Annotated in this window: 13 protein-coding genes and 1 tRNA gene; 10 read left to right on the top strand and 4 right to left on the bottom strand. The window is 55.8% G+C overall.

Going from position 1 to position 12,283, the window contains the following annotated elements:
- Positions 1–32: 32 nt before the first annotated feature.
- From A0O30_RS17870 to A0O30_RS17890, 5 genes are all read left to right on the top strand, one after another.
- Complete coding sequence (locus A0O30_RS17870) at positions 33–806, top strand: ABC transporter ATP-binding protein (protein ID WP_003255746.1); 774 nt, start codon at positions 33–35, stop codon at positions 804–806.
- An 11-nt stretch (positions 807–817) separates the two neighbouring features.
- The gene (locus A0O30_RS17875) at positions 818–1,570 is read left to right on the top strand and encodes an ABC transporter substrate-binding protein (RefSeq protein WP_011953233.1); all 753 of its coding nucleotides are present in this window, start codon (positions 818–820) and stop codon (positions 1,568–1,570) included.
- Between the two features lie 54 nt (positions 1,571–1,624).
- Positions 1,625–2,317 (top strand): ABC transporter permease, encoded by a 693-nt coding sequence (locus tag A0O30_RS17880; protein ID WP_105947365.1) that lies wholly within the window; start codon positions 1,625–1,627, stop codon positions 2,315–2,317.
- Positions 2,317–3,006 carry an ABC transporter permease gene (locus A0O30_RS17885; protein ID WP_016497592.1) on the top strand — a complete coding sequence of 230 codons (690 nt, stop codon included), beginning with the start codon at positions 2,317–2,319 and terminating at the stop codon, positions 3,004–3,006. Before A0O30_RS17880 ends, A0O30_RS17885 begins: the two co-directional genes overlap by 1 nt.
- A 122-nt stretch (positions 3,007–3,128) precedes the next feature.
- On the top strand, positions 3,129–4,334 hold the full coding sequence (locus A0O30_RS17890; protein ID WP_105947366.1) for a methyltransferase: 1,206 nt from the start codon (positions 3,129–3,131) through the stop codon (positions 4,332–4,334).
- 280 nt (positions 4,335–4,614) lie between these two features.
- Here A0O30_RS17890 and A0O30_RS17895 read toward each other — a convergent pair whose 3' ends face one another.
- Positions 4,615–4,905, bottom strand: coding sequence for a DUF3077 domain-containing protein (locus A0O30_RS17895; RefSeq protein WP_105947367.1), 291 nt, complete (start codon positions 4,903–4,905; stop codon positions 4,615–4,617).
- A gap of 524 nt (positions 4,906–5,429) precedes the next feature.
- Between A0O30_RS17895 and A0O30_RS17900 the strand changes: the two genes are divergently transcribed.
- The 3 genes from A0O30_RS17900 (at position 5,430) to A0O30_RS17910 (ending at position 6,984) form a co-directional block, all read left to right on the top strand.
- Positions 5,430–5,678 carry a hypothetical protein gene (locus tag A0O30_RS17900; protein WP_016714488.1) on the top strand — a complete coding sequence of 83 codons (249 nt, stop codon included), beginning with the start codon at positions 5,430–5,432 and terminating at the stop codon, positions 5,676–5,678.
- A 98-nt stretch (positions 5,679–5,776) separates the two neighbouring features.
- A tRNA-Thr gene (locus A0O30_RS17905) sits at positions 5,777–5,852 on the top strand.
- Positions 5,853–6,054: 202 nt separating this feature from the next.
- Positions 6,055–6,984, top strand: coding sequence for a NotI family restriction endonuclease (locus A0O30_RS17910; protein ID WP_256589718.1), 930 nt, complete (start codon positions 6,055–6,057; stop codon positions 6,982–6,984).
- A 3-nt stretch (positions 6,985–6,987) separates the two neighbouring features.
- On the opposite strand, the gene A0O30_RS17915 is transcribed toward A0O30_RS17910, so the two are convergent.
- Positions 6,988–8,316 (bottom strand): DNA cytosine methyltransferase, encoded by a 1,329-nt coding sequence (locus A0O30_RS17915; protein WP_218274921.1) that lies wholly within the window; start codon positions 8,314–8,316, stop codon positions 6,988–6,990.
- A 653-nt stretch (positions 8,317–8,969) separates the two neighbouring features.
- Here A0O30_RS17915 and A0O30_RS27705 point away from each other — a divergent pair.
- Positions 8,970–9,446 (top strand): hypothetical protein, encoded by a 477-nt coding sequence (locus A0O30_RS27705; protein WP_146256315.1) that lies wholly within the window; start codon positions 8,970–8,972, stop codon positions 9,444–9,446.
- A complete protein-coding gene (mobV, locus tag A0O30_RS17920; RefSeq protein WP_105947369.1) occupies positions 9,443–10,459 on the top strand; it encodes a MobV family relaxase in 1,017 nt (338 codons plus the stop codon). Before A0O30_RS27705 ends, mobV begins: the two co-directional genes overlap by 4 nt.
- Here the strand turns inward: mobV and A0O30_RS17925 are convergent.
- Entirely contained in the window at positions 10,456–10,824 is a 369-nt protein-coding gene (locus tag A0O30_RS17925; RefSeq protein WP_105947370.1) for a hypothetical protein, read from the bottom strand. The two genes, mobV and A0O30_RS17925, sit on opposite strands and share 4 nt — an antisense overlap.
- Positions 10,825–10,878: 54 nt before the next feature.
- The gene (locus A0O30_RS17930; protein WP_105947371.1) at positions 10,879–12,273 is read right to left on the bottom strand and encodes a replication endonuclease; all 1,395 of its coding nucleotides are present in this window, start codon (positions 12,271–12,273) and stop codon (positions 10,879–10,881) included.
- Positions 12,274–12,283 lie beyond the last annotated feature (10 nt).

The following is a 12,283-nucleotide window of genomic DNA, read 5'->3' on the forward strand; positions in this document are numbered from 1 at the left end:
TGGGAACGCACCCGAACACATGAGGACCGCACATGGCTCAGGCCACGCCCGCGCTGGAAATCCGCAATCTGCACAAACGCTACGGCGAGCAGGAAATTCTCAAGGGTATTTCGCTGACCGCTCGCGACGGTGACGTGATCTCCATCCTGGGGTCGTCCGGCTCCGGCAAGTCCACCCTGCTGCGCTGCATCAACCTGCTCGAAAACCCGCACCAGGGCGAAATCCTGGTTGCCGGCGAAGCCCTCAAGCTCAAGGCCGCCAAGAACGGCGACCTGATCGCAGCCGACAACCGCCAGATCAACCGCCTGCGCAGCGAAATCGGCTTTGTCTTCCAGAACTTCAACCTGTGGCCGCACATGTCGATCCTCGACAACATCATCGAGGCGCCACGCCGCGTGCTCGGCCAAAGCAAGGCCGAGGCCATCGAAGCCGCCGAAGCGCTGCTGAACAAGGTGGGCATCTACGACAAACGCCACAGCTACCCCGCCCAGCTTTCCGGTGGCCAGCAACAGCGCGCCGCCATTGCCCGTACCCTGGCCATGAAGCCCAAGGTCATCCTGTTCGACGAGCCAACCTCGGCACTCGATCCGGAAATGGTCCAGGAAGTGCTTAACGTTATCCGCGCACTGGCCGAAGAAGGCCGTACCATGCTGCTGGTGACGCACGAGATGAGCTTCGCCCGCCATGTGTCCAGTGAAGTCGTCTTCCTGCACCAAGGCCTGGTAGAAGAGCAGGGATCGCCGCAACAGGTCTTCGAAAACCCGACCTCGGCGCGTTGCAAGCAATTCATGTCCAGCCACCGCTAACGGAGCAATACATGCACACTTACAAGAAGTTCCTCCTGGCAGCTGCTGCCACGCTGGTGATGTCGGCAAACGCCATGGCCGCAGAAAAACTGCGCATGGGCATCGAAGCCGCCTACCCACCGTTCAACAACAAGGACGCCAGCGGTAACGTGGTCGGCTTCGACAAAGACATCGGCGACGCCCTGTGCGCCAAGATGAAAGTCGAGTGCTCGGTCGTCACCTCCGACTGGGACGGCATCATCCCGGCCCTGAACGCCAAGAAGTTCGACTTCCTGGTGTCTTCGCTGTCGATCACCGACGAGCGCAAGCAGGCCGTGGACTTCACCGAGCCGTACTACTCCAACAAGCTGCAGTTCATTGCGCCGAAAAACGTCGACTTCAAGACTGACAAAGAGTCGTTGAAGGGCAAGGTTATCGGCACCCAGCGCGCAACCCTGGCCGGTACCTACCTGGAAGACAACTTCAAAGGCGTCGACATCAAGCTGTACGACACCCAGGAAAACGCCTACCTGGACCTGGTGTCCGGCCGCATCGACGGCATCCTGGCCGACAAGTACGTGCAGTACGAGTGGCTGAAGAGCAAAGACGGCTCGAACTTCGAGTTCAAGGGCGAGCCGGTGATGGACAGCGACAAGATCGGCATTGCCGTGCGCAAAGGTGACACCAAGCTGCGCGACGACCTGAACAAAGCCCTGGCCGAAATCAAGGCCGACGGCACGTACAAGAAGATCAACGACAAGTACTTCCCGTTCAGCATCGAATGACCCGCCCTGACCGGCGCGCCCTTGCGGCGCGCCAGTCCCTAATATGACCTGCCCATGAATATCGACCTGCACGGATTCGGTCCGGCCATGATGGCCGGCACCCTGATGACCGTAAAACTGGCGCTTTGCGCCTTGCTGCTGGGGCTGGTGCTGGGCCTGCTCGGCGCCCTGGCCAAAACCTCCCCGATCAAGCCGTTGCAATGGCTTGGCGGTTTCTACTCGACCCTGGTTCGTGGCGTGCCCGAACTGCTGTGGGTTCTGCTTATCTATTTCGGCACCGTCGGGTTGATGAACGCCCTCGGCGAGGCCCTGAACATGCCGGGCCTTGAGCTCAGTGCCTTTGCCGCGGGCGTGATCGCCCTGGGCCTGTGCTTCGGCGCCTACGCCACCGAAGTGTTCCGTGGTGCCATCCTGGCGATCCCCAAGGGCCACCGTGAAGCCGGCCTGGCACTGGGCCTGTCCAAGGGCCGCATCCTGTCGCGGATCATCCTGCCGCAGATGTGGCGCATCGCCCTGCCCGGCCTTGGCAACCTGTTCATGATTTTGATGAAGGACACCGCGCTGGTGTCGGTGATCGGCCTGGAAGAAATCATGCGCCACGCACAAATCGGCGTGACCGTGACCAAGGAGCCGTTCACCTTCTACATGGTGGCGGCCTGCATCTACCTGAGCCTGACCGTCATCGCCATGACCGGTATGCACTTCATGGAAAAACGCGCCGCTCGCGGCTTTGCGAGGGCTGAATAATGAATTGGGAAGTCATCTTCAAATGGCTGCCACGCCTGGCCGAGGGCGCGGTCCTGACCCTGGAACTGGTGGCCATTGCGGTGGTTGCCGGGTTGATCCTGGCCATCCCGCTGGGCATCGCCCGCTCCTCGCGCCACTGGTACGTGCGCGCCGTGCCGTTCAGCTACATCTTCTTCTTCCGCGGCACGCCGCTGCTGGTGCAGCTGTTCCTGGTCTATTACGGCCTGGCGCAGTTCGATGCAGTGCGCTCCAGCTCGCTGTGGCCGTACCTGCGCGATCCGTTCTGGTGCACGGTGCTGACCATGACCCTGCACACCGCCGCCTACATCGCCGAGATCCTGCGCGGCGCGCTGCAATCGATCCCCAAAGGTGAGATCGAGGCGGCACGGGCGCTGGGCATGTCGCGTGGCAAGGCACTGTTCTACATCATGCTGCCGCGTGCTGCGCGCATCGGCCTGCCGGCGTACAGCAACGAAGTGATCCTGATGCTCAAGGCCAGCGCCTTGGCCAGTACCGTGACCCTGCTGGAACTGACCGGCATGGCCCGCACCATCATTGCCCGTACTTACCTGCCGGTGGAGATCTTCTTTGCTGCTGGCGTGTTCTACCTGGTGATCTCGTTCCTGTTGGTGCAAGGCTTCAAGCTGCTGGAGCGCTGGTTGCGCGTGGACGCCTGCCAGGGTCGCTGAGACCTTACTGGCCTCTTCGCGGGTAAACCCGCTCCCACAGGTACATCACAGGCCTTGAAACCTGTGCTAACCCTGTGGGAGCGGGTTCACCCGCGAAGAGGCCCTCAACCCAAACACACACCATGCCCAGCCACCTCCACAGCCACCACCTAAGCACCCGCTTCCGGGCCCTCGACCAGTTCCTGGTCGAGCACCAACAGCTGTGGAAACCCCGCCCCTTCACCACCCAGCAGCTGGACTGGGAAACCACCCACCCCGAGCTGGCCACCCACCTGCGCCAATGCTCGCTGGCCGACGCCGAAACCGAATGCCCCGCTGACGCCTTGCCGGCTCCGTTCCCACAACTGGCCCAGCAAGCCCAACAACTAGCCGCCCTCGGCAGCCTGCCGCAAACCGATCTGCCCCCTGCCGCACACCGCCTGGACGTCGCCGTCCCAGGCCGCAAATGGCAGCAGATCGAAGCCTTCGCCAGCCACCTGGCCTTCCACGACCAGCCCCGCCACTGGCTGGACTGGTGCTCCGGCAAAGGCCACCTTGGCCGCCGCCTGCTGCAACCCGGCCAGCAGCTGACCTGCCTGGAGTACGATGCCGAACTGGTCGCAGCCGGCCAGGGCCTGAGCACCCATCATCACTTGCCCGCACAGCACGTACATCAAGATGTGATGGCCAGCGACAGCGCCCGCCACCTGGCTGGCGACAAAAGCGTGGTTGCCCTGCACGCCTGCGGCGACCTGCATGTACGCCTGATGCAACTGGCCAGCCAGCAAGGTTGCCGGCAATTGGCCGTAGCCCCCTGCTGCTACAACCGCATTGCAGTGCAGCAATACCAGCCGTTATCCACAGCCGCGCAAGCGTCCGGCCTGCAGCTGTCGCTGGACGATCTAGGCCTGCCCCTGAGCGAAACCGTTACCGCCGGGGCTCGCGTGCGGCGCCAACGTGACACTTCGATGGCCCGCCGCCTGGGCTTCGACCTGCTGCAACGCCAGCAGCGCCTGCGCGATGACTACCTGCCAACACCGTCGCTGCCGGTAGCCTGGCTGGAAAAGCCCTTCGAGCAGTACTGCCGCGACCTGGCCGAACTCAAGCAACTGCCCTTGAATGGCAACCCGGACTGGGCCGCTCTGGAAGCCGCCGGCTGGCAACGCCTGGCCGAAGTACGCAACCTGGAGCGCGTGCGCAACCTGTTCCGTCGGCCATTGGAGTTGTGGCTGGTGCTCGATCGCGCCCTGTTCCTCGAAGAACAAGGCTTTGAGGTGCGCCTCGGCTTGTTCTGCGACTACCTGCTGACCCCGCGCAACCTGCTCATCCTTGCCGAACGCGACCGATAGCCGCAGCACAACCTGTGGATAACTCTGTGAACAAGCTTGTGATTACCTGTTGGATCCCAACGCTATTTCAAGCGCTTGGCTTATTCCTGCCTGTGCGTCAAGCCCAGTAAAAACAGGCGTTTGCGCAAAGACCGGCGGCGTATTGATCCGGCATGCCTTTCGCGCAAGTCGCCAATGCCACTTGTGCATAAACATTTCTTGTGGTTAGCGCAAGAGGTGTCTGTGGGAGCGGCCTTGTGTCGCGAAAGGGCCGCAAAGCGGCCTCGGCGATCTCACATTTTCAATGCGATTTATTCTTGGCAATCTCGATATCGTTCATCAGCGCCTTGGCCATATCGCACAAGTAATCAGCCGCCCCCAGGAATTTATGGTCATCCTCCATATCGCCCTCGCGCACCAGGTGCTTGATGTAGCCCATCAGGATCGAAACATGCTCATAGGCCGCATCGACCGGGATGCCGGGCTCTACGCGTAGCAGGTTGAGGGAGGGGTTACCGGCTGCGAGGAAGGTTTCCACGCCTGCGGTGGTGATCGGCTTGGGGCTGCTGGAATCAGTATCGATCGTTTTCAATTTTCAAACTCCCTAGTTCAGAGGAGTTGCCGTGTTCATTCTTTCTCACGGAACAAAGGCGGCAACCGTGCACGAGGTGAGAAACCGAGTGAACATAGGAAGCCCGGCCAGACCAAGGTCTGCCCGCGCACGGTCGCCATTACGCAGCCGATACGTTCAAAATCGGGTTCTCACACCCGGTCGCCAGAGCGACCCGAAAACGGTATCCGTGAGCCACTTCCCCGACAACAGCGATACTTCGGCGGCGCGCGTAGGATACTTCCTAAGCAGCCAAACCCTGAAGCGCCTGGCCCCATGGTTCAGAATTACCTTACACAGATTGCAGCCGCTTACGCGGCCCTTGCGGGAACGGGCTCACCCGCGAAAAGGCCCTGACAGGCAACACAGGGCTAATACCCCACCCCCGCAACCGTGTATGATCCCTCCCCCAAATCATTAAAAAGTGACGTCGCGCGCTGCCCGCCAGCCCCGCGACCTTCTGGCGTTGCGCCAGAACCGACAGTGGACCAACGGACCTGACCATCGTGACCCAAGCCAAACCCCTCGCCTTGCTGACCCTCGCCCTGGCCCTGACCGGCTGCGCCAGCGGCACCGCACCCCACGCCAACAGCAACCTGGGCTGGAACCACCCCGGCATGCAACTGGGCGGCGACAACGGCCTGCCCCTGCGCACCGAAAGCCCTTGCCGCAAGCGCGGCTGCGACAACGACAAGCTGTTCTTCAACCCGGGCAAAAGCGAGCCGAGCGTTACCACGATCCACCGTGGCTGGTAGGAAAATTCTCCTTTTGGGCCGGTGACTTAGGTCTTTTGCGAACATTCGCAACGAAGTGGTTTACAGGCGCCAAACGATCGTTATAATGACGCCCCATTGCCGGTATAGCTCAGATGGTAGAGCAACTGACTTGTAATCAGTAGGTCTCGGGTTCGATTCCTGATGCCGGCACCATACACAGAAAGGCCCGCAGAGATGCGGGCCTTTTTTGCTTGGGCGATGGGCTAGCACCGGGCTAGCATTTTCCCGCCCTGTGGTATTCAGGAGATTAGCCATGGCAAGGGCGCCCAGGAAACCGAAAGACCTTACGCCACGATTCGGAATTGGCGAATGGTACGGGAAAAATCTGCCCCAACTATCAAGCCCTGCCAGGCAAATGCTAGCCCGAGAAACGCTCAAGCCTAAAAAAGAGCGGCAGCCTCAGCCATGTCCATTCCAAGCTAGGAAACAAGGAGCGACCTGCTCAAAGGAAGGAGGGGTGTGCTCCCTTCGCCTCTACTCCTATGCCGAACATGCCACTGGCCGCGCCATGGGTGTTCCAGTTCAAGGCAGGCAGGGTGAACTGAGGGCTACCTGCCCATATCGCTTCCACGAGGATCTAGAGGTCTTCAAATGGGTGGGAGAGGTAATCCTTAACGACCCTGATCCAAAACTCGTCGCTGAGGTTGGCTTCCTCGAAGCCGGTGCAACCACAGATAACGAGGGGGGTGAGGACGTCGGCAGAATCGATATGGTGCTGGTCAGCACCAAAACTCATCCAAGCGCGCCAATGGAGTGGGCCGCCCTTGAGATCCAGGCGGTGTATTTCTCAGGAAGTGCCATGAGAGGTGAGTTTGAAGCTATCAAGGATGAATCTGTAGATTGGGTTACCTTCCCAGCCGGTCGCCGTCGTCCTGACTATCGTAGCAGTGGGCCCAAGCGACTAATGCCGCAGCTTCAAATCAAAGTCCCCACGCTTCGCCGCTGGGGTAAGAAAATGGCTGTAGTAGTTGATCGGGCGTTCTTCGACTCAATCGGCGAAATGGATAATGTGGCCGATATCTCGAATGCTGATATCGCCTGGTTCGTAGTGAGATTCGAAGAAGTAGAGGGGCAAACTCAGACCCGCTTGGTTCGAGATGAGGTCAGGTTTACTACGCTAGAGCGTTCGGTGGAGGGACTGACAGGAGGTAAGGCAGTGCCGCTGCCGACCTTCGAAGATCGGATCAGCGACAAATTAGTCTATCCCGTAGCAGTAGAGCAGTCCGAAGGCTCAGATTTACTGGCCTTCGGCGATTTTGAGACACCGCTGGATGGATCCGATTAACGATTAGGCAAAAAGCTCAGCTTGCGCCTTAGGCACGCTGATCAGGCTTTCAGGGTTTGCAGCGAGATGAACCTTCAGCTGATCGGCAATCGCCTTCGCCATCAATACAGGGACAGCGTTTCCAACCTGCTCATATTGCGAAACGCGAGAGCCTACAAAACGATAGGTATCAGGGAAAGACTGGAACCTAGCAGCTTCCCGAACTGTAAGAGTTCGGTTTTGGTCAGGAAGGAAAACAGTTCCCCAATGCGGATCACACTTAGTGAGCATTGTTCCTGACAGCCGATCATTATGAAGGCGGCCATAACGCTTGGTGTGATCGGATTTACGTGCCCGCTGCATGCCTTTCGGCAGCAAATCATGCGGAATGTCTCTCCACGAACCACCAGGCTGGACATGCTTCATCCGCTCGGCGTTTTGCTTCGAAAGCTTAGCAGCCACATGATTGTAGGTCTGGTCGGAACCATTACGCATCAGGGTTGCGTAGGCGGCATCCGCTTCAACCGTATAGGTAACAAGTTCAGCACCTTCCCCCATCTCCAGAACTGGAAGATCGCTTATAGCTTCACGCACCGATACATGCGGATACAGGCGCTTGCGATCTTCTTCTCCCAACTGGAAGGTCATGGTGTTACCACCACGGAAATTAGCACGTCCGACCGCATAGTGAGTGGGTTCAGGGTGGGCAACATCACTGAACCGAGAACCGAGCAAGATCAGGCGCCACCTCTCTTGCGGTACGCCATAGTGCGCAGCGAAAAGGATTTTTGCTGTCACGTGGTAACCGAGAGCAGTAAAAATCTCAACAATCAGACGAAATACTTTGCCATCGCCTAGTGAAAGCAGGCCGGGGACATTCTCAAAAACAAATGTCTTCGGCTGAAATTCTTCAAGAAATCTTTCATAGTGGCGGAACAAAGCATTACGTGGATCGCTCAAAAAGCGACCTGGGGCATTGATAGAAAATCCCTGACAAGGAGGCCCACCAACAAGCACGTCAAGTTCACCAGGTTGCAAGCCCAGACGCTTTCTTACTTCGGCTGGGTCGACAGCCTCAATGGAACGACAGTCCGCAAGAGCTTCAGGGTGATTGAGCTTGAAGGTCTCGATTGCCTCTGGCATTACATCGTTACCATAAAGGCTCACATAACCAGCCTGCCTGAAACCCTCGGTAATTCCTCCGGCCCCACAAAACAGATCAATTGTGCGTAGCGGTTGTTTCTTAGCTCGAGATTTTTTCAATTTTGGAGGTACGGGCATCTCAGTGATGGCAGCTGATCTAATATAAATTTCACCATTTGATTCAATTGCCATACCATGCTCACTAGCCATTGCGTCTACTCCTAGCAGTAGGACTCTGGTTAGGTGAGGCCGGGGGCGCAATCCCCAGCCTCACCGCCATTAATTCGTTTATGGAGGAGCGCTAACAGCGCTCTCGCCTATTGCTCCCCCGCCATCACTCCGGTATCCCACTGGGTTGAGCATCCAGCCCACTTGGAGCTCTCACACCCGACCCACGCTTCGATACCGCACGGGCGCGTCAATATACTGTATTTACATACAGATCGTTAGCCCGCTAGTCGCTGATTGTCCCATACCCCAGATTTTTTTACTAAAGCTCCCCGATTTTCGGGTGTCCAGGGCGTGAGCCGAAGCCGCAGCCTGCTTAGCGCAGCGTGCAGGAACGGGTGAGGCTCGCGGCGAAGCGAACCCTTGACACATCTTAGACACGCATCCTCAGCGAAAGGGCTGTGGGGGCTCTTTCCCACAGGCCCTTCGCAACAGGGGCGAGTCCCTGCCCCCGGAGGGGATTTTGATGTTTGATGGCCGTAGGCCATGGGTTCCAAGGGGCATAGCCCTTTGGCCCACCTTTGCGAATGCAAAGTGTAGTGGGTTACACGTAGTGTCACTGGCGGGGTTGTACAGCCATCTGCTCCATTTGCATACTAAGGGGACAACAACGAGAGCGACCGGAGTTGCCGCCAATGAAACACCCTACCCCCCTACTCTTACCTCAAAATCACCGCTTGGTGCTAGCCCAGGCATGTTCGAACTTTCCAGGTAAAAAACTTGATGAAGTGATTACCAGGGCACTAAGCGACATTCCCAACGACCAGTCTCCGGCTGACTTCTATGAAATACGCCGAACAGATGTTCCTAGGGCATTTGATGCTTTGCTCAAACTACAGAACACGGGTTCAGCACACAGGTACATTGAGACTGATCAAAATGAATTTAGGGAAGTGCTGCGGATTGAGGTAACGCTACTCGATGCCATTTTACTTGCCCTAGCAATGGTACTGGACATTATCAACAAGGTTCTTTCATCGAATACTGGTAGCAGTGGGGAGTCTACAACCATAGCAGCGCCTCCGCCGCTAGTTCCACCTGCTGTGAAACCGTATATACCAACCTGGAAGCGTGGGACTTATCGAATAGGTTTTGACGAGCCATCCATATGAGTTACGCTATTTTGCGCACGAAAAAGCTAAAGAGCTTTGGCGCGCTCGCCCGCTCGGCGCGTCATACTTTTCGAGAACAACCCACACCTAACTCAGACCCAGCTATGCGAGGCCGTAATCGCACAGTCGGTGCTCATGGTACTGGCAGTCTGCTGCAAGCAATGAAAATTAGGCTTCCGGACAAGAGAAGACGCGATGCGGTGTTGTGTATTGAATACCTGATCACAGCATCACCTGAGGCGTTTATGCGCCACGGAGGGCATCTGGATGACCTAGGGAGCGGATATTTTTCTGATGCACTGACATGGCTTAAAAAGCGCCATGGGGCAGAAAATGTCGTCAGCTCGACTGTCCACCTGGACGAGTCCACTCCTCATCTAGTGGCATATGTAGTACCTCGCACTAAGGACGGGCGATTGTCATGCCGGGATTTTCTCGGTGGTGTTGCTAAACTTCGGAAAATGCAGGATGAATTCCATGCCGCCTGCGGCTCTAGGCGCGGCCTAGAGCGTGGCGTGATTGGCTCAAAGGCGAAGCATGGAGATGTAGCAGCATTTTATACTGTAATGAAAGCAGCCGGGGCAGCGCCAGCGTTAGGTATTAAAGACTATGCTGCGGCTGCGTTCGGAAAAAAAACCAAACTCTGGCGCGAGGCTGAAAATATAGCAAAGGCCAACACTTTGTGTGCTGCCAGGGAGCTCCAGATTAGGAAGGCCATACGCTCAAGGTGTCGAACGTTACAAAGCATGGCTAAAAATCTGAGATCAAAACAACAGATCGCTGCGCACCAGGAGGTCGAACATCAAATGAAAGAGTTCGACCTGGAGCAGCGATCTAATGCCCTGGCGCTCCGCGAGAGGGATATTCAGCTTGCGCAAAATAATATATTAGCGCTCGAAGTGGAACGGGACACTCTGGCTCGTCGATTGGAATTGCTTGAAAACCGAGGAGCTACTGTGCAACAGACCCACCACAGGGCCTGTACTTATGAGAACTTACCGTCATTAGGCTAGCCAAAGGTATGCGTCATAAGCATTTCGAGATACTTCGCCTCATGCCGGATTTGAACGAGTGCCTTATCCAAACGTTTAGGCAAAATCCCACCTACCTGTGCCAACTCGATTTTGATTCGGATAGTTCTATTGATCTTTTTGATGATGCACAAGTCACGCACCGATGTGCCATTTTCAAACGCAACGCCGATGGACAGCCAAAAAAAGCAATCCTCCATCATTCCCACTGCTTTAAAGTCTTCAGCCCATTCCCAGCAAATTTTTTTAGCCTGCTCGTCTTTTGGGAAAGATTTCATGTGTATTGCCCCTAGTGATTGATGGTAGCTATTGATCGTGGTTTGTCGACGAAGCTCAGGATGATCCATGAGCTTCCCCTTGGATAATTATGAGTAACTGTAACTACAGTTGAATTTTCACTTTTAAAAGATAACCCTGTAGCGACCTGTTGATCTAAAGGTGTACGCATCAATCGTCACCCCTACCACTCTCGTCCTAGACTCCCCGTAAGTGGTTTTAGCGCTTTCTTTAACGAGATGGATCGCTGGTTTGCCATCGCCATTAGTCCGCCCCAAAATCGAGATCAGATTCTTTAAGCCCTCAGGCGATCTCCAGACATTGCTCTTTATTTCAAAAGCAAGATCACCCAACGGCTCAGCAACCGACTCAAAGTCAATCTTGTTTATCTCCCTCAATAGCGTCATGACTCCACCGATTCCAAAAAGCTGATACTGCCGTACATTCATGGAGCGCAGCGCCGCTTTAACTCGGTAACCATTCCTGATAGATGCGAGATCCTGGCGCTCTCGTTCTTCGTCGACCGATGGCTCAATAGGCACGGCCACTGGCAGAGAATCAGTGCCGCTGAAATCGACTTCCTTAACTAGGTACTTGAATATGTAGCTGGAAGCACTTCCCTTTTTATCGTCACCCAACACAAATTTAACTTGATTCTTCAGCGAGAACTCCCGCTCACAGGCGGAAATGAAATTAGCCACCGCATCCCCCCTCAGAAAAACTTGAAGGTGCCAATGCACGCTGCCGTCTTTATGAGTTTCTGCTGTCCGAAAACCAAAGTAGGACTCCGCACCTGCCTGCAATCCTTTCTTGTTTAGGTAAGCTCTGATACGACCCCATGCGTCCCTGATATATTCATGGCTAGACTTCGGCCCAAGCTCTTTCCTGTAAGTATTTTTACTACGTTGATGCGTAGGGTTAGGGTGATACTCAGGTGGGGCAGTAAACGTCACAAACAGCCAAGACATGTGCTTGCTTTTAGCCATTAACTCAAGATTTTTTGCTACAAAATAAAGCTCGCTCAGCCTCCTTGCAGCGGAGCTCTTGGCTAAATCAGCCATCGAGAAAACTTCTGATGTTTTCAAATTGAGCAATTTGATTTTTTCCAGCGCCACTTTTGTCAGCTCTGACTTTTCTTGATAGCGCCGCAAGGTTGCATCTGAACAGTACATTGGCTTATTAAAATCCGAGGGGCCACCCACAAGACGTCGTCCGGCCTCCCAATTCAGCCTATCAATATTTGATTTATTTTCTAGCCTTCCTTTCCAATACCTGGGGCAGACTGACTTTTCCCTAACCGCTTTCGCAGTAGTAGCTTCAATCTTGATGTCATAAAAATCCGTTTCAGCAACAAACAGCTTTTGGCCAACCTGGTAAACATTAACAAGATTGAATTTAAAGAACGTGGCGATCTGTTTAGCTCCAAGCGCTACTAGCTGCACTGAAAGCAGACGCGCCGGCGGGAGAAGCTCCAGATCGAGTTCTACTGGTTGTTCGCTTAGTTCCTGGTCGACACTCATAGCTCACCAG

The organism is Pseudomonas sp. LLC-1, from assembly GCF_002992185.1.
GTDB classification, from domain to species: domain Bacteria; phylum Pseudomonadota; class Gammaproteobacteria; order Pseudomonadales; family Pseudomonadaceae; genus Aquipseudomonas; species Aquipseudomonas monteilii.